This window comes from Halanaerobium hydrogeniformans (genome assembly GCF_000166415.1).
In the GTDB taxonomy this organism is placed as follows: domain Bacteria; phylum Bacillota; class Halanaerobiia; order Halanaerobiales; family Halanaerobiaceae; genus Halanaerobium; species Halanaerobium hydrogeniformans.
Map to the genome: position 1 here is coordinate 153,676 of NC_014654.1, position 23,213 is coordinate 176,888.

Annotated in this window: 20 protein-coding genes; 19 read left to right on the forward strand and 1 reads right to left on the reverse strand. The window is 32.9% G+C overall.

The window, feature by feature from the left end; all coding sequences use genetic code 11:
* Positions 1-15: 15 nt before the first annotated feature.
* From HALSA_RS00715 to HALSA_RS00795, 17 genes are all read left to right on the forward strand, one after another.
* Complete coding sequence (locus HALSA_RS00715; protein WP_013404733.1) at positions 16-1,374, forward strand: PTS galactitol transporter subunit IIC; 1,359 nt, start codon at positions 16-18, stop codon at positions 1,372-1,374.
* Positions 1,375-1,593: 219 nt separating this feature from the next.
* Positions 1,594-1,926, forward strand: coding sequence for a P-II family nitrogen regulator (locus HALSA_RS00720; RefSeq protein ID WP_013404734.1), 333 nt, complete (start codon positions 1,594-1,596; stop codon positions 1,924-1,926).
* Positions 1,927-2,084: 158 nt separating this feature from the next.
* Positions 2,085-4,790 carry a sigma-54-dependent transcriptional regulator gene (locus HALSA_RS00725; RefSeq protein WP_202943508.1) on the forward strand — a complete coding sequence of 902 codons (2,706 nt, stop codon included), beginning with the start codon at positions 2,085-2,087 and terminating at the stop codon, positions 4,788-4,790.
* Positions 4,791-5,048: 258 nt separating this feature from the next.
* Positions 5,049-5,306 (forward strand): HPr family phosphocarrier protein, encoded by a 258-nt coding sequence (locus HALSA_RS00730; protein ID WP_013404736.1) that lies wholly within the window; start codon positions 5,049-5,051, stop codon positions 5,304-5,306.
* Positions 5,307-5,337: 31 nt separating this feature from the next.
* The gene (locus tag HALSA_RS00735) at positions 5,338-5,643 is read left to right on the forward strand and encodes a PTS sugar transporter subunit IIB (RefSeq protein WP_013404737.1); all 306 of its coding nucleotides are present in this window, start codon (positions 5,338-5,340) and stop codon (positions 5,641-5,643) included.
* Positions 5,644-5,692: 49 nt separating this feature from the next.
* Positions 5,693-6,970: a PTS sugar transporter subunit IIC gene (locus tag HALSA_RS00740; protein ID WP_013404738.1), complete on the forward strand. Its 1,278-nt coding sequence runs from the start codon at positions 5,693-5,695 to the stop codon at positions 6,968-6,970.
* A gap of 27 nt (positions 6,971-6,997) precedes the next feature.
* A complete protein-coding gene (locus tag HALSA_RS00745; RefSeq protein ID WP_013404739.1) occupies positions 6,998-7,339 on the forward strand; it encodes a PTS lactose/cellobiose transporter subunit IIA in 342 nt (113 codons plus the stop codon).
* Positions 7,332-8,645, forward strand: a complete 1,314-nt coding sequence (locus HALSA_RS00750; protein WP_013404740.1) for a 6-phospho-beta-glucosidase — start codon at positions 7,332-7,334, stop codon at positions 8,643-8,645. The genes HALSA_RS00745 and HALSA_RS00750 overlap by 8 nt, the downstream gene beginning before the upstream one ends.
* A 30-nt stretch (positions 8,646-8,675) precedes the next feature.
* Complete coding sequence (locus tag HALSA_RS00755) at positions 8,676-10,088, forward strand: glycoside hydrolase family 1 protein (protein WP_013404741.1); 1,413 nt, start codon at positions 8,676-8,678, stop codon at positions 10,086-10,088.
* Between the two features lie 115 nt (positions 10,089-10,203).
* Positions 10,204-11,082, forward strand: coding sequence for a Cof-type HAD-IIB family hydrolase (locus HALSA_RS12250; protein WP_013404742.1), 879 nt, complete (start codon positions 10,204-10,206; stop codon positions 11,080-11,082).
* A 90-nt stretch (positions 11,083-11,172) separates the two neighbouring features.
* The gene (locus HALSA_RS00765; RefSeq protein ID WP_013404743.1) at positions 11,173-12,231 is read left to right on the forward strand and encodes an OmpA family protein; all 1,059 of its coding nucleotides are present in this window, start codon (positions 11,173-11,175) and stop codon (positions 12,229-12,231) included.
* Positions 12,232-12,574: 343 nt separating this feature from the next.
* Entirely contained in the window at positions 12,575-13,438 is an 864-nt protein-coding gene (locus HALSA_RS00770; RefSeq protein WP_013404744.1) for a BglG family transcription antiterminator, read from the forward strand.
* Between the two features lie 197 nt (positions 13,439-13,635).
* On the forward strand, positions 13,636-15,042 hold the full coding sequence (gene nagE / locus HALSA_RS00775; protein ID WP_013404745.1) for an N-acetylglucosamine-specific PTS transporter subunit IIBC: 1,407 nt from the start codon (positions 13,636-13,638) through the stop codon (positions 15,040-15,042).
* A 128-nt stretch (positions 15,043-15,170) separates the two neighbouring features.
* Positions 15,171-15,650 carry a PTS sugar transporter subunit IIA gene (locus HALSA_RS00780; RefSeq protein ID WP_013404746.1) on the forward strand — a complete coding sequence of 160 codons (480 nt, stop codon included), beginning with the start codon at positions 15,171-15,173 and terminating at the stop codon, positions 15,648-15,650.
* Between the two features lie 44 nt (positions 15,651-15,694).
* Positions 15,695-16,465: a glucosamine-6-phosphate deaminase gene (gene nagB / locus HALSA_RS00785; RefSeq protein ID WP_013404747.1), complete on the forward strand. Its 771-nt coding sequence runs from the start codon at positions 15,695-15,697 to the stop codon at positions 16,463-16,465.
* Between the two features lie 15 nt (positions 16,466-16,480).
* Positions 16,481-17,623, forward strand: coding sequence for an N-acetylglucosamine-6-phosphate deacetylase (gene nagA / locus HALSA_RS00790; RefSeq protein WP_013404748.1), 1,143 nt, complete (start codon positions 16,481-16,483; stop codon positions 17,621-17,623).
* A gap of 373 nt (positions 17,624-17,996) precedes the next feature.
* Positions 17,997-19,928, forward strand: coding sequence for an NAD(P)/FAD-dependent oxidoreductase (locus HALSA_RS00795; RefSeq protein WP_013404749.1), 1,932 nt, complete (start codon positions 17,997-17,999; stop codon positions 19,926-19,928).
* Positions 19,929-20,125: 197 nt separating this feature from the next.
* On the opposite strand, the gene HALSA_RS00800 is transcribed toward HALSA_RS00795, so the two are convergent.
* Positions 20,126-21,487 carry a DDE-type integrase/transposase/recombinase gene (locus tag HALSA_RS00800; protein WP_013404750.1) on the reverse strand — a complete coding sequence of 454 codons (1,362 nt, stop codon included), beginning with the start codon at positions 21,485-21,487 and terminating at the stop codon, positions 20,126-20,128.
* A gap of 184 nt (positions 21,488-21,671) precedes the next feature.
* Between HALSA_RS00800 and HALSA_RS12255 the strand changes: the two genes are divergently transcribed.
* Together HALSA_RS12255 and HALSA_RS00810 are read left to right on the forward strand one after the other, a co-directional pair.
* The gene (locus HALSA_RS12255) at positions 21,672-22,052 is read left to right on the forward strand and encodes a cupin domain-containing protein (RefSeq protein ID WP_187323461.1); all 381 of its coding nucleotides are present in this window, start codon (positions 21,672-21,674) and stop codon (positions 22,050-22,052) included.
* A 28-nt stretch (positions 22,053-22,080) separates the two neighbouring features.
* Positions 22,081-23,007: an AEC family transporter gene (locus HALSA_RS00810; protein ID WP_013404752.1), complete on the forward strand. Its 927-nt coding sequence runs from the start codon at positions 22,081-22,083 to the stop codon at positions 23,005-23,007.
* The last annotated feature ends 206 nt before the right edge of the window (positions 23,008-23,213 follow it).

Genomic DNA, 23,213 nt, shown 5'->3' on the forward strand with positions numbered 1-23,213 from the left:
GAGGGGCCTTAAAAAATGATTGAAGCATTAGAGATATTAGCAGGATTTTTCGAGATTTTAACAGATCTTGGCGCAAGTGTGATGCTACCCATAGTAATATTTATCTTAGGAATTATATTTGGTCAAAAAATTGGCAAGGCTTTTCATTCTGGTTTATTAATTGGAGTAGGTTTTGTAGGTATCAATCTAATTTTAGATCTTTTGGTAGGCAACTTAGGGCCTGCAGCCGAAGCAATGGTAGAAAGATTTGGAATTGAATTGGGAATTATAGATGTTGGTTGGCCTGCTTCTGCAGCTATTGCTTTTGGAAGCCAGGTTGGGGCATTAATTATACCCGTAGCTTTGGGTGTCAATATAATTATGATCTTATTTAAATTAACGAAGACAGTAAATGTAGACATCTGGAATTTTTGGCATTTTGCATTTACCGGTGCTTTAGTTGCCAGATTAACTGATAGCTTAGTTTGGGGTTTAATTGCTGCTGCAGTTAATGCGGCTGTTGTACTAGTACTTGCAGATTGGACTGCACCAATGGTTCAGGACTTTTATGATCTCCCGAATATCTCGTTACCCCATGGTTTTTCTGCAGCTTTTGTACCTATTGCAATACCACTTAATAATTTGATAGATAAAATACCTGGGTTGAAAGAAATAGATGCAGACCCAGAAACAATTCAGAATAAGTTTGGAATATTTGGTCAACCTGTAATTTTAGGTTTAATTTTGGGTTTAGTATTAGGAGTACTTGCCGGATATGGAGCACAAGAAGTTCTTAACTTGGGAGTTACAATGGCAGCAGTAATGCTCCTATTCCCAAGGATGGTTAAAATTTTAATGGAAGGTTTAACTCCGCTTTCTGAAGCAGCTAAAAAGTTTATGAAAGAAAAGTTTGAAGAACGTGAAATCTATATAGGACTTGATTCTGCGATAGCTATTGGTCATGCTTCAGCAATATCGACAGCACTAGTTTTAGTCCCAATAACTATTTTGCTGGCAGTTATTTTGCCAGGAAATTCTGTTCTTCCATTCGGAGACCTAGCTTCACTACCGTTTCTTGTAGTAATGATCATACCAATTACTAAAGGTAATATTTTCCGTTCCACTTTAATCGGTACTATTGTAATAGCGGTGGGTTTATATATTTCTACTGCTTTGGCAGAATTACACACAGCAGCAGCTCAGGCTGCAAACTTTGAATTCCCAGAAGGTGCTGCAATGATTTCTAGCTTAATTGATGGAGCCAATCCTTTAACCTGGATTTTGGTTAGAGCGACTGGTTTAGGGGCCTGGGCAATTGGTTTACTTGGAGTACTAACTCTGGTAGCTGGATATTATGTATTTAAAAATTACAGTGCTAGAGATGATCTTGCTTAAATCGAATTTAATTTAATATAGAACATTCTGAGGGGAGAAATCCCCTCTTTTTTACGCTTAGTTTTAAATTCTATTATCCCTGTATCCAGTTATAATAGTACTGAAAAATGTATACTTAATCTTCTTTCTGCATTATACTTAAATTAGAAGTAATATTCAGACTTTTTAATTGATATTAAGTTCACCAATAAAGCCAGTTAAAAGAAGGGGGTTGTTAAAATGAAAAAGATTGAAGCATATATTCGTCCTGAAAAGTTAAATGATTTGATTGATATTTTAGAATCATTGGGACTTAAAGAGCTTAGCTTAAGTGAAATAAAAAATTATAATTTCAAACAGATAGACCCCAGAACTGATTATTTTGACATTGATAAATTGAAGAGAAAAATCAAGGTTGAGTTAATTATTAACTATAATGAAGTTGATAAATTTGTGGATGCAATTAAAAAAGCTGCTAATACTGGTAATTTTGGTGATGGGAAAATTTTTGTCTATGATATAGAAAATGCAGTTAGAATTAGAACTGGAGAAGAAGGAGTAAAAGCCCTCTAAAAAAATAATTAACCCAGTCCCTGCTGAACTGATTTCAGCAGGGTTTTTTCTATTTTATAATGATATTTAACTTCAAAAATGATATACTAAATAATAGCAAAATTTTGGAGGTGCAAAATATTAAGAAAAAAGACAAAATATTTAAGTTATTTTTAAAATTGTCAGAAAAAAATGAAATCGATGGAATAACAGCTCAAGAAATCGCAGAGAAAGCAGATATTTCACGCTCTAATGCAAGTCGTTATTTAAATCAATTAGTTAAAGAAAACAAAATAATTAAAAATAGTGGAAGACCTGTAATTTATAAAAAGAAAAGAAAAATTAGTACTGACCCTATAAATACAAAAATAAAAAGTTTAGAAGATGTAATTGGTGCTCAAGAAAGTTTGAAAATTCCTGTACAGCAGGCAAAGGCAGCAATATTATATCCACCTAAAGGACTCCATACATTAATATTAGGTGAAACAGGTGTAGGAAAATCAATGTTTGCAAAGCTAATGTATAATTTTTCCATCAGCGAAGAAGTGTTAGAAGCAGATGCTCCTTTTATTCAGTTTAATTGTGCAGATTATGCAGATAACCCTCAACTTTTAATGGGTCAGCTCTTTGGAGTAAAAAAAGGTGCTTATACTGGAGCAGATAAAGACAAAGTTGGTTTGCTAAAAAAAGCAGATGGGGGAATTATATTTTTAGATGAGGTACATCGGCTACCTCCTCAGGGCCAGGAAATGCTTTTTACCTTTATTGATAATGGTTTTTTCAAACCATTAGGAGAAACCAGTCAAAAGATAAAAGCAGATTTAAAAATTATAGCTGCCACTACGGAAGCACCGGGCTCCTATTTACTGCAGACATTTCAGCGTAGAATTCCAATGGTTATTGAACTACCGAATTTAGAAGCAAGAACACTTAATGAAAGATATAAATTAATCGAAGAATTTATAAAAAATGAAGTACAGCGGGTCACAAAAGATATTTATATTTATAAAAATGCCTTAAAGTCTTTTCTGCTTTATGACTGTCCAAATAATATTGGTCAGTTAAAAAGTGATATTCAGCTAGCCTGTGCAAAAGCCTTTTTAAATTATAAGGCCAGAGAAGACAGTAAATGTGATATTTTAAAAATTGGTCAGGAAGAACTTCCCTATCATGTCAAAAAAGGCATAATGAATCTACCAGAAAACAGGGAAAAAATCAATGATTTAATCGCTGATAAAGGGAATTTAATTTCTTTTAGCAGCAATCAGAGCGGAGATCTTGAGACTGTTGATAAAGAAGAGATACCTGATAGTGATAAAGATTATTATTTTTATGATAATATTGAAGAAAAAATAAATTCTTTAGAAAAAAGCGGGATGAACAGAGATGAAATCAGTGAGATTTTGAATATAGATATAGAAAAACATTTTCAAAAATATATAGGTAATATCTCTAAAAATTTTAAGAAAAGCAAGATCAATAAAATTGTTGGCGAAGATATTGTAAATATTGTTGACAGAATTTTTACTCTTGCCAGAAGCAGATTAAATAGAGATTATGATGAAAAAATATATTATGGTCTGGCCCTTCACTTAAAAAGAAGTATAGCCAGGATCAAAGGTGGAGAAAAAATATACCACCCTAAACTAAATGAGATTAGGATTAATTATTCTAAAGAATTTATTACAGCTATGGAGATAGCCTCTCTAATAGATCAGGAATTTTCAGTAGAGACTCCTCTTGATGAGATCGGTTATTTAACCATGTTTTTAACAGAAAGACCATATAATTTTCATGGAGAAGAAGAGGTTAAAAAAGTAGGAATCATAGTTGTTATGCACGGCAGTTCAACTGCAAGCAGTATTGCTGAAGTAGCTAATAATTTAATCGGAGAAAACCATGCTGTTGCAATAGATATGCCTTTAGAAATGAATCCTCAGGAAGCTTATAAAAAAACTAAAAACAAAGCCCAAAAAATTGCTAATGGCAGTGGGATTATTTTGATGGTAGATATGGGTTCTTTAAATAGCTTTGCAGAAATGATTAATAATGAAACAGGTATAAATGCTAAAACAATTACTATGAGTAGTACCCCACAGGTTTTAGAAGCCTGCAGAAAAGCAGTATTGGGAGAGAGTATAGAAGACATAATCAATTCTGTACAAAAAATTGGTGCAGAAAGCTATCAACAAGAATTTGAGGTATCATCTGAAGAAGAGCTAGAGTCTGAAGACAGATCTGATAAAAACTTTGCCCTTGTAACAGCCTGTTTTACAGGAGATGGAGCAGCAGTGCAGATCAAAGAAATATTGGAAAAAGAAATAGAAAGCTCACTGGATATCAAGGTTATTAATTTAAACCTACTTGATCAGGAAGAGTTCGAAACAAATATCGAAAGGTTAAAAGAGAGTTTTAAAATAATATCCATTATAACAACTATCAATAAAAAAATCGATAATATTCCTTCTTTTTCAGCTTCAGATATAATTATAGATGATGGAATTGATAAAATAAAAAATATTATTGAAAAAGAAGAGATGTACCATAAAATAAAGGTATCAATAGATAAGCATCTAAAGAATCTGGATAGTTTTGTGATTGTGGAAGATATTAGAGATCTTATTAAAGAAACTAAAAATAATTTTAATAAAACTCTTGATTCTGGTGTTGAAATTGGAATTCTAATGCATATGGTTTATATGGTTGATAATCTACTTACTGGAGGTAGAACAGTTAAATTTGATAACTTAGCAGAGTATAAACAAGCAAATAAAGAGAAGTTCAAGGAAATCAAAAATATAATTAAAAAATTAGAAAGAAAATATAAAATTAAGATAACTGAAGATGAATATGCATATATACTTGAAATGTTTAAAAATAACTAAAATCTAATAAGCTAATAAGGCAACAAATAGTGTGCAGATTGTTTGCACACTATTTGTTTCTTTAAAAAAACATTTATTTTTAAAAAAATAATTATTTAATTTAGAATTATAATCCCTTTCATAACAGCTATTATAGCGTTTTTTAATAAAACAATAATAAAAAATCTAGAAAATAATCAAACTCTGGCATCTTTTATGCATTATATTATAGGTGAGCAAAACAAAAAACAATATTATTTCATGAGGAGGTTAGTTAGCTTGAGAGTTCTTGAAATTAAACTTGAAAACAAATCAGGTCTTCATGCAAGACCAGCATCACAGTTCGTATCAGAATGTCAGAGTTTTGAAGCAAAGATCGAAGTAGAAAAAGAAGGTCAAACTGTAAATGGAAAAAGTATAATGTCATTGATGACTCTGGGAGCTTCTTATGGTGATTCCATAAAAGTAAAAGCAGAGGGAAAAGATGAAGAAATAGCAGTAAAAAAACTAAAAAATTTAATTAAAACTTTTAAATAATTAAAAGCAAAAATCTAAGGAGGAAATATTTATGAAAATTTTATTGGTCTGTAATGCCGGAATGAGCACAAGTTTATTGGTGGAAAAAATGAAAGAAGCTGCTGAAAACAGAGAGTTAGATATTTTAATTAATGCAGTCTCATGTGGAAAGTTCGAAGACAGTTTTGAAGAATATGATGTTGTTTTATTAGGACCTCAAATAAAATATAAAGAAAAATCTATGCGAAAGATTGCAGAAGCAAAAGGAACAGCTCTGGATGTTGTTGACTCTGCCGCTTATGGAATGGTTGATGGAGAAAAAGCACTGGATCAGGCAATACAACTTGTAAAGCAATAATATATTATCAAAATATTTAAATCAAAAAAATTAGAAAAGGGTGAAAATAATGAGTAATAAGTTTTATAGTTTTTTAGAAGATAAGTTTTTACCATTAGCTGGAAAAGTAGGAGAACAGAGACACTTGCAGGCAATTCGTGATGGCTTGATTGCAATCTTACCAATGCTTATTATAGGTTCTGTAGCTTTAATCGTTGCTTTCCCACCTATACCTGCCTTACAGGAATTAGTGGACCCTTATGTAGGTAGGATATTGATGATCGAGAGCGCAACATTTGGTTTAATGGCACTTTTTGCTGCTTTCGCTATTTCTTATGCATTGAGCAAGAAATATGATATGGATCCACTTGAATCAGCAGTTTTGGGGGTTGCAGCATTTATTCTGTTAGTTCCAGCAAGTGAGAATGGAAATATTATTTCTTCCTGGATGGGTTCAGATGGATTATTTATAGCTATTATAGTTGCACTTTATTCTGTTGAAGTTCAGAGATTTGTAGTCAAAAAAGATCTTGTTATTAAAATGCCAAAAACCGTACCACCAAATGTTACAAGATCATTTACTGCTTTGATTCCGGGTTTTATTATATTATTCTCTCTCTGGGTATTTAATCAGCTTGCTGTAACATTTACCGCTACTACAATTCCAGAGTTAATAAACACCGTTATTACAGCACCTCTTTTAAGAATAGGTGGAACCTTTCCCGGAGTTGTATTTTTGGTCTTAGCTATTAGTATTTTCTGGTTTGTTGGTATTCATGGCTCAGCCCTTGTAATGGGTACTGCTGGACCTGTACTTTTAACATTATTAGATCAGAACACAAGCGCTCTAGCTGCTGGAAGGGATGTATTGCCCAATATAGTTAATACACCCTTTATAGATATATTTATCAATATGGGAGGTTCAGGCTCTACCTTTGTGTTAGCTTTATTATTGCTATTTGCTGCTAAGTCTAAAAGATTTAAAGCGATTGGTAAAACAGCGATTGGGCCCGGGTTGTTTAATATAAATGAACCGATCATTTTTGGAATGCCGATAGTCATGAGCCCGGTTATGCTAATACCATTTATTCTGGCTCCACTTTCTGCAGCCACCATAACCTATATCGCAATGGCTTTAGAACTTGTAGCAAGACCATATACTTTAATTCCCTGGACAACACCACCTTTAGTAAGTGGGTTTTTAGCTACTGGTGATTGGAGAGCAGTAATTTTACAGTTGATAACAATGTCAGTTGCAGGTTTAATTTATTACCCATTCATGAAAATACTGGATAATAAAAATTTAAAAGAGGAAAAAGCTTTAGCAGAAGAAGCTGAGGCAGCTTAATAAATATACACTTTAGGAGGAAAAATAATGGATTACGAACAGTTAGTATTTACGATCATATCAAATGCAGGTGATGGCAAGAGTTTTATTTTTGAAGCATTAAGTCATGCCAGAAATGGAGAATTTAACTTAGCTGAAGAAAAGCTAGAAGCAGCTAATGATAGCTTAAATAAAGCCCATGATAAACAAACAAATCTACTGACACAAGAAGCAAAGGGAGATAAAACTGAAATTGGATTATTAATGATCCATGCTCAGGATCATTTAATGAATGCTCTTCTGGCAAAAGATCTAGTAGAAGAAATGATAGAAACACAAAAGCAATTGCATGAGTTAAGAAATCAAAGGAGGCAAAAAGAAATTGGTTGATAAAAAAGGTCTAAAGGTAGCAACAATTGGTGGAGGGAGCAGTTATACTCCAGAAATTATAGAAGGTTTTATAAAAAGACATGATGAATTACCCGTTAAAGAATTATATTTAGTGGATATTGAAGAAGGAAAATGGAAATTAGATATTGTTGGTAATCTGGCTAAAAGAATGGTAGAAGAAGCCGGGATAGATATGGAAATACATCTTACACTGGATAGAAGAGAGGCAATTAAAGATGCTGATTTTGTCACAACTCAGTTTAGAGTTGGTCTATTAGATGCAAGAATTAGGGATGAAAAAATTCCTTTGCAATATGATTGTATTGGCCAGGAAACAACAGGAGCCGGAGGTATGGCTAAAGCATTAAGAACAATTCCAGTTATTTTAGATATAGCAAAAGATATGGAAGAATTGGCTCCTGATGCCTGGTTGATCAACTTTACAAATCCCAGCGGTATTATAACTGAAACTGTTAGTAAATATACTGACATCAATGTTTTAGGACTTTGTAATGTGCCAATAGTGATGGAAAAAATGACTGCAGAAATTTTAGATGCTGATGCAGACAAGCTTAGAATGGATTTCGTTGGCTTAAACCACCTTGTCTGGGGTAGAGCTGCTTATTTAAACGGTGAAAACAAAATTTCGGAAGTGCTGGATGAACTGGCCACCGGGAACTTTAAAGATGTTGAAAATGTTCCTGATTATGAATGGGGAAAAGAGTTTCTTCAGTCACTGGGTATGCTCCCCTGTCCTTATCATAGATACTATTACTTAACTGATTTAATGCTTCAGGAAGAAATTGAAGCAGCAAAGAACGAAGGTACAAGAGGTGAGGTAGTTAAAGGATTAGAAGCAAGCCTTTTTGAGCTCTATAAAAATGAAGATTTAAAAGAAAAACCAGAAGAGCTTGAAGAAAGAGGAGGTCAGTATTACTCAGATGCTGCCTGTGATTTAATCAGTGCTATTTATAATGATAAAGGTACTCTGCATTATGTAAATGTCAAAAATAATGGAGCAGTTAATTGTCTACCAGAGGATTCTGTTATAGAAAGAACATCTTTAATAGCTAAAAATGGAGCAACACCTCTTAATGTAGATCCATTACCTCCTCAGGTTAAAGGCTTATTACAGGTTGTAAATGAATATGAGACTTTAACCATAGAAGCAGGTGTACATGGTGATTATGGTGCTGCTGTACAGGCACTCACTATTCATCCACTTGTAGAAAGCAGTGTAGTTAAAGATTTATTAGATGATATTATTGAAAAAAATATTAATTATCTACCTCAGTTTAATAAATAGTCAATTATAATATCTAAAAGGAGGAAAATCATGCAGCATGAAACATTAAAAGAATTTCCAGAAGATTTTTTGTGGGGAGCTTCTACCTCTGCCTATCAAGCAGAAGGTGCCTGGAATGAAGATGGAAAAGGTTTATCGGTTATAGATGTTGGTAATCACCCTGAAGATGTAAGTGATTTTAAAGTAGCCAGTGATCATTATCATAATTATAAAGAAGATGTTGCCTTAATGGCAGAAATGGGTCTTAAAACTTATAGATTTTCTATTGCCTGGACCAGAATCATCCCTGACGGTGATGGTGAAGTTAATCAAAAAGGAATAGAATTTTATGATAATCTAATTGATGAACTACTTAAATATGATATAGAACCACTTGTAACTATGTACCATTTTGATCTGCCACTTGCCTTACAGAAAAAAGGTGGTTGGTCAAATAGAGAAACAGTAGAAGCATTTGTTAATTATGCCGAGATACTCTTCGACAATTATGGTGACAGAGTTAAATACTGGCTGACAATTAATGAACAGAATGTTATGATAATGCATGGTGATGCTCTAGGTTTACTGGAAGATGAGTCAGATAATATAAAGGCAGAGTTATATCAGCAAAATCATCATATGCTCTTAGCACAGGCTAAAACCTTTAACTTATGTCATCAAAAATTACCTGAAGCAAAAATAGGTCCAGCACCCAGTATTGCAGCCGTTTATCCAGCTAGCTCAAAACCAGAAGATGTACTGGCAGCAGACAATTATTCTGCAATTAGAAACTGGCTTTACCTTGATGCAGCAGTTTTTGGCAGGTATAATGAAATTGCCTGGACTTATATGGAAAAGAATAACTGTACTCCAGAGATTGAAGAGGGAGATATGCAGATATTAAAAGATGGTAATCCGGATTTTATTGCTTTCAATTATTATAATACACTTGCTGTAGAAGCTGATTTTGCAAAAGAGGATAAAGAGAGCAATTTTTCAGGTGATCAGAAGACAGTAGACAATCAGCCTGGTTTTTACAGAAGACATGAAAATGAATTTTTAGAACAGACCGAATTCGGCTGGGAAATTGATCCGGTAGGTTTTAGAACAACTATGAGGAGAATTTACAGCAGATACCAGTTGCCTTTAATCGTAACTGAAAATGGCTTAGGTGCTTATGATGAACTGGAAGCTGATGATACAATCAATGATGATTACCGGATAGACTTTTTAAGAAAACATATCAAACAGGCACAACTGGCTATCAGTGATGGTGTAGAATTATTTGGGTATTGTCCCTGGTCTGCAATTGACTTAGTTAGTACTCATCAAGGCATAAACAAGCGCTATGGATTTATATATGTTAATCGGGATGAATTTGACTTAAAAGATCTGCGCAGGATAAAAAAGAAAAGTTTTAATTGGTATAAAAACCTTATAAAAACTAATGGCAAAGAGCTTTAAAACAAATAAAAGCTTTTAAATATAGATATGAATACCAGCCTGGCTAAAAAAGCAGGCTGGTATTATTAAATATTTCACAGATATCCTCAAGTAGATTGAGGAGGAGGTTTTCTGAATGAATAGTTATAAAAAAATGATTTTTATTGATCTTGATGGAACCTTATTAAATTCAAGGTCTGCAGTATCAAAAACAAATAAAAAGATTATAAAAAAATTAATAGCTTTAAATTATGCAGTAATAATTGCAACTGGAAGAAACTATCATGAAGCAGCAAAATTAACTAAGGATATTGAAGGACTAGCATATATAACTACAAATGGCAGCCATATTGTTGATTTTGATCAAAGCGAAATCTTTAATAAGCCTCTGAACAAAAAGATTTTGATCTCAGTAATTAATAATTTAGAACAATATCAGAATCTAATTTATTATATTACCTCCCCCGATGAAATTATTGCTAAAAATAAATATAAAATCTTTAAAAATATTTTGTTCATGGAGGGCTTTGGAAAATTATTCTCTTTAGATGGTATCATCAGATTGATAAATAATTATAAGCTTATATCTGTAACAGAAAAAGATGATATAATAAATTTTTTAGATCAAAGAGAAATGAAAGTACAAAAAATCTATGTAATGGGTAGAGAAGAAGAACTTAAAAAAGCCAAAAAAAATATTTGTCAAAACTTTAATGGAAGGATAAAAGTTGCCACTTCAGGAAATCATAATCTTGAGATTAATGCTGCAGAGATATCAAAAGGCCATGCACTAAAATTCCTTTCAAAAAAATGGGGAATACCTCTAGAAGAAACTATTGCTTTTGGAGATGGAAATAATGACCTGGAACTTCTGGAAACAGCCGGAACCGCTGTTGCAATGGAAAACACAGATTCAAAAGAACTATTAAAAAGAGCAGATTTAATTGCTCCAAATAATGATCATGATGGAGTAGCTAAAATGCTGATCAAACTAATTCCCGAAGATCTTCTTTAAAATATCAAAACTACTTCCCCAATTTGCAGGAGAATATATTTTTATGTCGAATTTTAAAGTATATTAAAATTATGACAGGGGGAGGTAATTATGTCTAAAAAAAGCATTATTTTTTTGATGCTGATTTTTTTATTATTTAGTCTTATTTTGCCGGGGGCAATTTTTGCCGGGGAGGATGTTGAGGGCAGCAGTGATCATCCGTTGATTTCCCGTTTTCAGGACTCTTATATAATCGGCTATGAGAGTGTTTCTTATGATGAATATATTATAGCTCTTGATGGTATTATTACAGAAGCGGTGCAGGAAGGTGAAACAACAGCAGAGCATGAAGTAATTAGGGGTAGCAATAAGCGTTTTCCTGCTGAGCATGAAAAACTTGAAGGAGTAATTACAAAAATTACTTATCTGGCACCTGAAGATCGTTCATCACTGGAAATATTCCGCAATTATGAGATGGAATTGCAAAATGCTGGTTTTGAAATAATTTATCAAAGTAGTGGTGATGAGATTAGGCATTATGGAGACTGGCATGGAAGAAAATATCCTTATGAACTAGATTTTTCTAGAGGCTATTCTAGACATACTTATTTAGATGCACCAGAAAATCCTAGATATTTAGCAGCTAAATTAGATAGAGCAGAAGGAGATATTTATCTAGCTTTATTTGTCCATACTGCTAACCGCTTTGCCATGGCTCCATCTACTGGAGCTAAGGCTAAAATACAATTGGATGTTGTAGAATTAGCACCGATGGAAGAGGGCCTGGTTAGTGTAGAAAATATGGAAGATGATCTCAGCAGAACTGGTAAAGCTGCAATTTATGGGATTAATTTTGAGTTTGACAGTTCTCAAATTCTAGCTGACTCCCATGATGTTTTAGCTGAGATAGCAAAATTGCTGCTCGAAAATCCAGAATTAAGATTATATGTTGTTGGTCATACAGATGATCTCGGTTCACTACAGTATAATAGAAATTTATCTGAAAGAAGGGCAGAGTCTGTTGTAGATTTTTTAATTGACAATCATGATATTGCCAGTGACCGTTTAATTTCTGCTGGAGTTGGTCCTTTAGCTCCAGAAAGCACAAATAAAACTGAAAGTGGAAGGGCTTTAAATAGAAGAGTAGTTTTGGTGGAAATAACAGAGTAGTAAAAATTATAATAATTAAATAAGACTTGAACTTGTGAACCTCACCATCTAAATATTTCATTTGTTTGGAGAGGTTCACTTATTATCGTCAAAAATAATATCATAAGAAAGAGTCAAAAAACATATTTATTCGACACAAGAAAAAATATCTCAAAAGCTTGCAAAAATAAAATAATAATGTTACAATTAAGAAAATTGAATAAATCTGAAGAGTGTTACTGTTAAATCAGGCATAATCTAGGGGAGAATATAAATTTCTTTAATTTAAATGTTTATTAAAGGAAATTATATTTTTTTCTAGATTTTTTTATTTATTAAAATTTTAGCTACAAGGAGGAATTTTATGGCTGCTAGAGATTTTTATAGGGTGAAAAAAGTTTTTAATAATAATGTTATTCTAGCAGAAAAAGCAGAAGAAAAACAGGAATACATTTTAATTGCTAAAGGAATAGGCTTTTCTAGCAAAAAAGGAGAAGAAATTGACAGGAGTAATTTTGAGATAGAAAAAGAATTCATTCCTTTAAGGGGTGAGAAAAGAAAAAATTATTTACAACTTTTAGAAGAGGTTGAAAGTAAAGTTGTTGCAGTAACAGAAGAAATAATAACTATGGTAGCTGATGAACTGGAAGAAGATATCAATCAGTATATTAGAATCGGACTTACCGATCACATAGCATTTACTCTTAAACGAATTAGAGATGGAATAGAAATAGCCAACCCTTTTTTAGCTGAAACTAGAACCCTCTATAATGAAGAATACAGTCTGGCTAAAAAAGCGGTAAAGATGATGGAAAAAAGTTTTAATCTAAAAATTCCAGAAGCTGAAGTAGGATTTATAGCTTTTCATATTCATGGAGCTAGAAGCAATAGTGAGGTTTCTAAAACAGTTCAAAATACCTCTTTAATAAAAAAGCTAGTATCAAAAGTTGAAACTGAGATAGGCCATAAATTGGCTTATCAAAGTTTAAATTATGCCCGTCTGATTAATCATTTACGTTTTGCTTTAGAAAGAATTGAGAATAATAATGATGATAATATAAACCCTCTACTTGATAATATTAAAGATAATTTTGCTGAATCATTTAATTTAGCTGCAAAACTGGCAGAAATTATAGAAAACCGTCTGGACTGTAAGATAACTGAAGATGAAAAAGGCTATCTCGCTATTCATTTGCAGCGTTTAAAAAGAGAAGTTGGAATTAATTAAAATAGTTAAGATAAAAATAATATTTAAGGCGTGTTACTGTTAAATCAGGCAAGAGCCGAAGAGATAATATCACATTATATAGTGGTAGATCTCTTCGGCTTTTCTATTTGCTTAAATTAATTGAAGATAAAATTACAGTTTAACTGTAATTATTATATAGATTTGTTTGGTTAATAATAAAACAGGAGGTTTATAAAATGAAAAAAGTATTTTCACAATTACAGAGAATAGGTAAATCTTTAATGCTACCCATTGCAGTTCTTCCAGCGGCAGCTCTGCTGCTCAGATTTGGTGCTCCAGATGTTTTTGATATTCCCTTTATAATGGCTGCAGGAGGAGCAATTTTTGATAATCTTGCCATATTATTTGGGATTGGTGTTGCCGTAGGTATAGCTCATGATAGTTCTGGTTCAGCTGGTCTTGCAGGTGCAGTAAGTTATTTTATAATAACAAATTCAACTGAGGCTATTAATCCTGATATTAATATGGGAGTGCTAGCGGGTATAATTGGTGGTTTGACAGCTGGATTTCTTTACAACCGTTATTATAATATTGAGTTACCTGATTTTCTAGGTTTCTTTGGTGGTAAACGTTTTGTTCCTATAGTTACAGGTGCAGCCAGTGTTATTTTAGCAGCAGTGTTTGGTTTTGTCTGGCCCCCTATTCAGGAGACAATCCATCTGTCAGGACAGTGGATAATAGGAGCAGGTCCGATTGGAGTATTTGTATATGGATTTTTAAATAGATTATTGATTCCAGTTGGTCTTCATCATGTTCTTAACAGTTTTATCTGGTTTGTTTTTGGAGAATTTACAACAGCAGCAGGTGAGGTAGTAACAGGAGATTTATCACGGTTTTTTGCTGGTGATCCTTCGGCTGGATTCTTTATGTCAGGATTTTTCCCGATCTTTATGTTTGGTCTTCCAGCAGCAGCATTGGCCATGTATAACTCAGCCAAAGAAGCAAACAAAAAAGCCGTTGCCGGTATATTTTTAAGTGTTGCTTTAACAGCCTTTTTAACCGGAATAACTGAGCCAATAGAATTTGCATTTATGTTTTTAGCTCCTGCCCTGTATGTTATTCATGCTGGACTGACTGGATTATCACTGGTAATAACCTATATTTTTGGGATTCAACATGGTTTTGGCTTTTCAGCCGGTGCAATAGATTACTTTTTAAACTATGGACTTGCCACAAGACCATTGATGATAATTCCAATTGGAATCGCAGTCTTTGCAATTTATTATTTTCTTTTCCGCTTTGTAATAGAAAAATTTGATATTGCCACACCGGGACGATTGGATTCAGAAGGTGGAGGTAATGAGATGAGCGTTATGCCAGAGAGTCAGCGCAAAAAATCTCAGTCTTCTTCAGATATAACAATGCAGTATATTGAAGCTCTTGGTGGTAAAGAGAATATTAAAAAAGTAGATGCTTGTATTACAAGATTAAGATTAGAAGTAAATGATTCAGATAAAATAAATGAAAAAGTTTTAAAACAGATGGGTGCTTCTGGAGTATTAAAAGCAAGCAAAACCAATGCTCAAATTGTGGTCGGTACCAAAGCAGAAATGATTGCAGATAAGATCAAAAAAGAACTGTAAATATTTCTTATAAGCTATTTATTTAAGCCGGAGCATCAAGCTTCGGCTTGAATAAATGAATTATTAAAGATAAGATTATAATTAACAACTTTAAATCATTATAAAATTAAAGCAGAGGAGGCATTTGAATGTTTAATATATTCAAGCAAAAAGAAATATATATAAATGCTCCTTTTAAAGGAGAGATAATTCAGCTGCAAGATGTAGCTGATCAGGCATTTGCTCAAAAAATGCTTGGGGACGGTTTTGCAATTATTCCAGAAGAAAACATTCTTCAATCACCAGTCTCAGGGGAGATAATTCAGATTTTTCCAACTGGTCATGCACTAGGAATAAAGACTAAAAATGATTTAGAAGTACTAGTTCATATTGGAATTGATACTGTAGAACTTGCCGGGCAGGGCTTTAAGAAATTAGTTAAGCAAGGAGAAAAGGTTGAAGTAGGTAGGGCATTAATTGAATTTGATTTAGATTATATTAAAGAGAATTCTCCTTCAATTGCTACACCTGTAATAATTACTAATATGGAAAAGGTTAAAAATATGGAACTATTAAAAACAGCTTCTGTGAGAGCAGGGGAAAAGGTATTAAAAATTATTTTGGCTTAATAAATTAAAATATTTTGAGATATAAATTTGAGGAAGTGATAGAAATGAAAATTATTGTAGAAGAAAATTATGAAAAGATGAGCAATAGGGCAGCTTTACTGCTGGCAAGTCAGGTTCATTTAAAAGAAAATAGTAAAATTGGTCTGGCTACTGGTGGAACACCAATGGGGATGTATAATAAATTAATCGAGATGTATGAAGCAGAAGAAATTGATTTTTTTCAGGTAACTACTTTTAATTTAGATGAATATTGTGGTTTGAGTAAAGAAAATCCCAACAGCTATCATTATTATATGTTCGATAATTTTTTTAACCATATAAATATAAAAAAGGAAAATATAAACATTCCAAATGGGATGGCTGCAGATTATAATAAAGAATGTAGAGATTATGAATCTTTGATAGAAAATGCTGGGGGCATAGATCTGCAGGTTTTAGGAATCGGGGCCAATGGACATATTGGGTTTAATGAGCCAGCAGAGAAATTAAATGTAATGACAGAGGTAGTAAATTTGCGGGAAGAAACTATTAAAGCAAATAGCCGTTATTTTGAAGCTGAAGAAAAGGTCCCTAAACAGGCTATTTCTATGGGGATGGCAACAATCTTAAAATCCAAGCGGATCATTTTATTGGCCAGTGGTAAAAATAAAGTTGAAGCAATTAAAGCAACAGTAAGTGGTAAAATCTCTACCAGGGTTCCAGCTTCATTACTACAAACACATCCAGAAGTTACCATGATCATTGATAAAGATGCCGCAGCTTTGATTTCAGAAGATAATATTTCTGCTAACTGTCAGCTTGAAATTAAATATTAGTGAGGGATGATAGCTATGAAAGCAATTAAAAATGTTAATATTATTTTGCCAGACAGGATTATAAATAATGGAGCCTTAATTTTTTCTGAAAAAATCAAGGCTGTAAATAGCTTTTTTCTAGAAAAAGACTATTCTGAACTGGAAATTATTGATGGGGGAGGTGCTTATTTAAGTCCAGGCTTTATTAATATTCATATCCATGGTGCAGGTGGTATGGATACCATGGAAGCAACTACTGTTTCTTTAGACAAAATAAGTCAAACAATTATCAAAGATGGAGTGACTTCCTATTTACCGACCACAATGACGATGAAGTTAGATAATATTTTTCAAGCTTTAGATAATGTAAAAAATTATCTTAATAAATCTACCACTGGAGCTCAGGTATTGGGAGTACATTTAGAAGGACCCTTTATAAATGAAGCCAAAAAAGGTGCTCAATCAGCAGAATATATAATCAATCCCTCCCTGGAAATCTTTGTTGATTATTTAGATATTATAAAGATTATGACCCTGGCAGTTGAAAAAGAAGGAGCATTAGAGCTGATCGAAAAAATTCATCAAAGGGGTATTATAGGTTCACTCGGTCATTCTGAAGCAGAATACGAAGAAGTTATGACAGCTCAAAACCATGGTTTGTCGTTAATAACTCATCTTTATAATGCAATGTCAGGACTTCATCACCGCAAACCGGGAATAGTTGGAGCAGCCTTAAACTCTGATATAAAATGTGAAATAATTGCCGATGGAATTCATATAGACCCTGCAGTTATAGAGTTAACAACAAAAATCAAAACAGCTGAACAGCTTATTTTAGTTACAGATGCAATGGAGGCTTCAGGCTTAGATGAAGGCGAATATAATTTAGGGGGTCAAAAAGTAACTGTTGAAAATGGTAGTGCCAGACTTAAAAATGGCACTCTAGCAGGTAGTGTGTTAACAATGGATCAGGCGGTTAGAAACATGTTAAAATTCAGCAATTTAGAACTACCGGAAGTCATACGAATGGCTACCTTAAACCCTGCGCGTTTATTAAATCTGGACTATAAAATTGGGCAGATAAAAGTTGGTAAACAGGCAGATTTTGTGCTCTTAGATAGAAATCTAAGAGTAAAAGAAGTCTATCTTAAAGGTAAAAGCCAAAATATACAAAAGTGAGAAAATTAAAAAAACACTTGACAAATAAAAATCAATAGATTATACTTTAAATAAGTTAAATGTTAATTGTTAACAAAAACCGAATATCGTTTAACTCGTATGAAGCTTAGAGGAAAATACTAATTCATATATGAATTATGTTGCCAACGGGGGAAGGAAGTAAAACTTCTGAATCTGACCAGGTAGCCGAAACTTTAAGTGGACGACCCTTTGAACTATAACTTTATGGGACTGAGGAAAATCATTTTTAATGATTTTTCTGAGTCCCTTTCTCAATTTAAATTCTTCGTTTTATTATTTTGCTCAACAGGAGGTGAAGATTACTATAATTTAGGTAGAAATCTTTTAGATATTTAAAAAAGAGGTGAAAAATATGGAAAAAAAGATAATGCAGGAGATAAACATTAATGGTATGAAATTAAAAAATCGTATTTCTATGGCTCCAATGTATAGCAAATATGCAAGTGAGTCAGGAGAAGTTAGCGATAAATTAATTGAGTATTTTGTTCGGAGAGCTAAAAATGGGGTTGGCCTAATTATATTAGAAAACACATGTATAGAATGGGAACAGGGTAGGATTTTCGGAAACCCTGTAGCAATATATGATGATAGGTTTCTGCCTGGTTTAAATGAACTTGTTAAGGCTGTTCATCGTTACGGTACTAAAATCATTCCAGAAATACATCATGTCGGTAGACAGGTATTTAGCGATCACATAAATGGCAAGCCACCTTTGGCCCCATCAGCTGTAAAATCTAAAGTTGGTGGAGATATGCCTAAAAAAATGACAGAAGAAGAAATTATATCAACCATAAAAGCTTTTGGGGATGCAGCTCTTAGGGCAAAAAAGGCTGGTTTTGATGGAGTTGAATTACATGGAGCCCATGGATATTTAATTCAAGAATTTATTTCACCTTTAACTAACCTTAGAAATGACAGATGGGGAGGAAGTTTTGAGAACAGATGTAGATTTGCTATAGAGATAATCCGTGAGATTAGAACTAAGGTTGGAGAAGAGTTCCCGCTCTTTTTTCGTTTTAGTGCAGAAGAATCTTCACCTGGAGGATTAACTTTAGAAGAAGGATTAAAATACGCAAAAGTATTGGAATCAGAAGGGGTAGATTGTCTTGATGTAACTCATGGCAATTATGAAAGTTTAAAACATTTTCCGATGCAGGGTGATAGTTTTGATCAGTTAATTTATTTATCAGAAGCTGTAAAAAGTGAGGTTTCGATTCCAGTTATTGCAGTTGGTAGTCTTGGTATAAAACCTGAAATTGCCAACAATGTTTTAGAAGCTAAAAAGGCTGATCTAGTAAATATTGGGCGAGAACTTCTGGCAGATTCTGAGTTTGCCAAAAAAGTTGCCAATGACAATTTTGATGAGATTAGAACCTGTCTTAGATGTAATGAATGTACAGGTAGTGTTGATACAGGGAAATATTTAGCCTGTGCAGTTAATCCTGAATTAGGATATGAATATAAGGATTTATTGAAGTCAAGGCAAAAACGAAAAAATATAGTTGTTGTTGGTGCTGGGCCGGCTGGATTAGAGTATTCAATAACTGCTGCTAAATTAGGTCATAAAGTAACAATTTTAGAAAAAAATGATTACATTGGTGGGCTAGTTAAAATAGCATCAATTCCAAACTATAAAAATACTGAATTTAGTGGTTTATTAAACTATTACATGACCATGATTAAGAGATTAGGTATTAATCTTAATTTATCCATTAAAGCAACGGCAGAAATAATTGAAGAATATTCACCTGATCTAGCCGTGCTGGCAGTTGGATCAAAAGCAGTCAAATTACCGATAAAAGGTAATCAATATTCTGAGATAGCAGTTGAAAAATTGTTGGATAATGGACAGGGTCTGGGAGAAGATATCTGTGTTATTGGTGGTAGTGGTGTAGGAATTGATATAGCTATGTTTTTAAGAGAAAAAAATAAAAATGTTAAGATATTAGAGATGCAAGCAGAAATTGGTGGTGAGTTAAGTCCTATGTTATCTACTCATCTTAAAGAAGTCGTTAAAGCAAATAATATTGAGGTATTAACTTCACATTTGGTTAAAGAAATAAAAGAAAATAGTGTTATTGTAGAACATAATGGTCAGGAAAAAGAAATCAATTGTGACAATATCTTAAGTGCAGTTGGATTCAAAAATTTAGATACAACTGGACTAGAAAAAAGTTTAAAGGATAAAGATATAGAAGTTCAAACTTTAAGTGTTGAAAATGGTTGTGGTCATATAATGGATGCTACTAGAAATGGTTTTTGGAGCGCTTTGGAATTAGATTAAAACTTTGATAACGTCAAATAAAATATGATAGTTACCATAAAATGTAAGCAAATAGTAATAGAGCACCACTAATTACGATTATAATGAAAATGATCAGAATGTCAAAAGTTTAAAGTTGTAAATAAAGTAAGAAAATGGTATTTAGTGATTATAAATATCTAAAGAGATAAAACATGATTTTTCTAAAAGATATTTAATTACCTATCAGTTTTGGTGATCCATCTGATAAGTTGGGCCCAGGATTCGATAGGCTGACCTCTTGCTCCTTCCACTATCAGTGGTGGTTTATCATTAAAGGAACTATGAGGTTTTAAATAATTAAAATAGAGCTGATAAAGAGTTATATGAGTAAGTGCACCATCAAAAGAGCTAAAGCTTTTATGGCGTTTGTAATGGGCTTTATAAGTACCGAAAAACCTTTCAATGATGTTTTTATAAGGTCTGTAAATTTCATCTGAGTTATCATCGTTAGCAAATAGCCCCTTAAGTTGTTTGTGGTCAATATTGGTTTTCAAAAACACTTTAGCAGCATGGACAGCAGCTCTGTAAATTGGAGCCATATCAGTAACTAGAACAAATTTTTGGTCTTGATATTGGTCGATTATTCTTTTTAAAATGGTTATTGCACCTTTAGCGTCGCGATTTTTAGAAAGATGCTGAGCGATAACACAGCCATTTTCACCATCTATGGCAGTAAAAAGATAATGCCAGCTGCCTTTTATTTTAATATATGTTTCATCAACAGCAACAATACCAGATAAAGGCAGATCAAGCTCATTGATTTTAGGAGCAAGTCTGTAAGCTAAAGAGACAGTCCAATTTTGGATGGTTTGAGCTGAAGGTGAAACACCATAGGCAAGTTTAAGAGCTCTTTCAGCCTGTCTTAAAGAAAGACCAAGACTGACATAAAAGTCAATAGCCTTAGAGATGGTAAAGTTTCCATAGTGAGAATGATCAAGGTTAACAGGTTCTTTATCAGGTCTGGAAAGTTCAAGCTTATTGATATCAAAATTATAGGCTCTGTAGCGATAACGCTTATGTTCATTTTTCCATTTAGAACAGTCATCATTGCGGCATTTATACTTGGTAAAATGCTTGCGCTTTTTCTCTTTAGCAAGAGCATAGTTGCAGAAAGGACAGCGATATGTAGGGTGGTTCTTAGGTTTTTTAGGTTTCTTAGGAGCCCACTGATGTTTACAGAGTTTACACTGGAACTTTTGGTATCCATCTGGATCATGACCGAAACTGTAGAGATATTTTTTGGGAGCTCCACATTGAGAGCACTCCTCAACCTTTACAGTTAGAGGTTTATTGCGATTAACAGGCTGAATAGTTTCACCATTTTTTTCAGCTTCAGCTAGAATATCGCGATAGTCAACCTGATTATATTCTATAATAGGTTGTGGGTCATCAAAACTGTTAAATTTAGTATAACTATCATCGAGTTTATTATTGGGTTCAAAATCAACCTGGAAAAGTCTGGCGAAAAAAAGATAGGTCAAAAGAACAAAATTCATGATAGGTTTAAGCAGGAAATTAGGTATTTTTCGAGAAAACATAACTTACATCCCTTCCTTTCTGGGTCTAGTAGGTTGTGACTTTCTCAATTACTATTTACTAGCTCAGGGGGAGGGATTCCTTCTTTTTATGGAGATTCCTAGCCTGACAACTATGATAACTATTAATATTTTTGAAAAAACTATTAGATTTGACGTAACAAAAACTTTTAAAGGAGGAAAAAGCATGATTAAAAGAGGTAAAGATGATGTAGAACAGGTATATATTGAGACTCTCGGTGGAAAGGGAAAAATGTATATCACACAGTTAATGGGTAAAGATGCTGCTCTACCTGATGTAGATGGTTTTCCGGATGATTTTGATTCCTCACTCCATTTTTTACATGAACTAATTTTAGAACCAGGAACACAAATTGGAGAACATACACATGAGGGAAGTGAAGAAATATATTTTATGGTAGAAGGAACCGGAGAAATGACGGTTGATGGCAAACTGGTAAAAATGAAAGCTGGTGATGCTGTTTTAACCAAAAATAACAGTACCCATTCCTTCGTAGTTACCAGTGATGAGCCTGTAAAATTGTTTGTTGTAGAAGCAGGAGTTTAAAATAATAATAAAAGGAGACATTGGTCTGATGGAAAGTATTTATCCAATATTAGAGCAGTTATTATTAATGGCAGTATTAATTTCGCTTGGCTTTTATTTGAAGCGCTCCGGTAAAATCAACCAGGCAGCTGAAAAAGGAATAGCAGAACTGACAATTGATATTGCTTTTCCGGCCTTAATATTTACAAATATAGTTAAGGATTTTAACTTAAATCTATTGAAAAGATATTTAATTATACCCTTGTCTTCTTTTATTATAACCGCTAGTTCCATTTTAATAATTCTCTTGATAGCTAAGTTATTTAGATATTCAAAAAATGAAAGCAAAGAGATAGCTTTTGTCAGTTCTTTTAGTAATAATATTTTTGTCGGTGCACCAATAGCCATTGCAATTTTTGGTGCTCAGGGTTTGATCATAGCCATATTTTATGATTTTGGTATGCATTTAGTGGTATGGAGTTTAGGCGTTTGGTTATTAAATAGCAGTGGACAAAAGAAAAAAATAAATTTTTTCAAAAATATTTTCTCTGCTCCAATAGTAGCACTTTTATTTAGTATAGCAGTTGTAATTTTAGGTGTTGAAGTTCCACAGACATTAATTAATATCAGTGAAAACATAGGTAATATAACAGTACCTTTGGCCATGATATTTATTGGTTTAAAACTTGCTCAAAGTAGATTTAAAGATCTACTGGGCAATAAAAAAATATATTTAGTATCATTTTTAAGGTTATTGTTAATTCCAATTCTAGTATATTTGGGAACTGGGTTATTTGCATTGCCAGAGTTATATAGAGGTGTAATAACTATATTAGCATCAATGCCGGTCTTTGCTACTTCACCAGTAATTATGCAGAAGTATGGTCATAAAGGAGATTTAGCCTCAGAAGCGATTTTTGCAACTATAGTTTTTATGATCTTTACACTACCATTTTTCATTTTCATGATCGTATAATTGATTCAAATAAAGGAATCATCTAAAAAAATTGTTATATACTAAGATTTGTGAAATTTTTCTTAAAGAGTAAATTCGTATTTTTTTACAGCTTAATTAAACGTATTTTTAACATCAACAGGCAAAAAATCGGTTAAATAACTTGACCTTTAAGTAACTTTGAATTATTATTATAATATGATAACAGTTATAAGTTAAATTATATA

Excerpts from the sequence above, each read along its gene's own strand:
- HALSA_RS00715 (WP_013404733.1), top strand. The coding sequence starts at position 16 with ATGATTGAAGCATTAGAGATATTAGCAGGATTTTTCGAGATTTTAACA.
- HALSA_RS00720 (WP_013404734.1), top strand. The coding sequence starts at position 1,594 with ATGAAAAAGATTGAAGCATATATTCGTCCTGAAAAGTTAAATGATTTG.
- HALSA_RS00735 (WP_013404737.1), top strand. The coding sequence starts at position 5,338 with ATGAAAATTTTATTGGTCTGTAATGCCGGAATGAGCACAAGTTTATTG.
- HALSA_RS00740 (WP_013404738.1), top strand. The coding sequence starts at position 5,693 with ATGAGTAATAAGTTTTATAGTTTTTTAGAAGATAAGTTTTTACCATTA.
- HALSA_RS00745 (WP_013404739.1), top strand. The coding sequence starts at position 6,998 with ATGGATTACGAACAGTTAGTATTTACGATCATATCAAATGCAGGTGAT.
- HALSA_RS00755 (WP_013404741.1), top strand. The coding sequence starts at position 8,676 with ATGCAGCATGAAACATTAAAAGAATTTCCAGAAGATTTTTTGTGGGGA.
- HALSA_RS12250 (WP_013404742.1), top strand. The coding sequence starts at position 10,204 with ATGAATAGTTATAAAAAAATGATTTTTATTGATCTTGATGGAACCTTA.
- HALSA_RS00765 (WP_013404743.1), top strand. The coding sequence starts at position 11,173 with ATGTCTAAAAAAAGCATTATTTTTTTGATGCTGATTTTTTTATTATTT.
- HALSA_RS00770 (WP_013404744.1), top strand. The coding sequence starts at position 12,575 with ATGGCTGCTAGAGATTTTTATAGGGTGAAAAAAGTTTTTAATAATAAT.
- nagE (WP_013404745.1), top strand. The coding sequence starts at position 13,636 with ATGAAAAAAGTATTTTCACAATTACAGAGAATAGGTAAATCTTTAATG.
- HALSA_RS00780 (WP_013404746.1), top strand. The coding sequence starts at position 15,171 with ATGTTTAATATATTCAAGCAAAAAGAAATATATATAAATGCTCCTTTT.
- nagB (WP_013404747.1), top strand. The coding sequence starts at position 15,695 with ATGAAAATTATTGTAGAAGAAAATTATGAAAAGATGAGCAATAGGGCA.
- nagA (WP_013404748.1), top strand. The coding sequence starts at position 16,481 with ATGAAAGCAATTAAAAATGTTAATATTATTTTGCCAGACAGGATTATA.
- HALSA_RS00795 (WP_013404749.1), top strand. The coding sequence starts at position 17,997 with ATGGAAAAAAAGATAATGCAGGAGATAAACATTAATGGTATGAAATTA.
- HALSA_RS00800 (WP_013404750.1), bottom strand. The coding sequence starts at position 21,487 with ATGTTTTCTCGAAAAATACCTAATTTCCTGCTTAAACCTATCATGAAT.
- HALSA_RS12255 (WP_187323461.1), top strand. The coding sequence starts at position 21,672 with ATGATTAAAAGAGGTAAAGATGATGTAGAACAGGTATATATTGAGACT.
- HALSA_RS00810 (WP_013404752.1), top strand. The coding sequence starts at position 22,081 with ATGGAAAGTATTTATCCAATATTAGAGCAGTTATTATTAATGGCAGTA.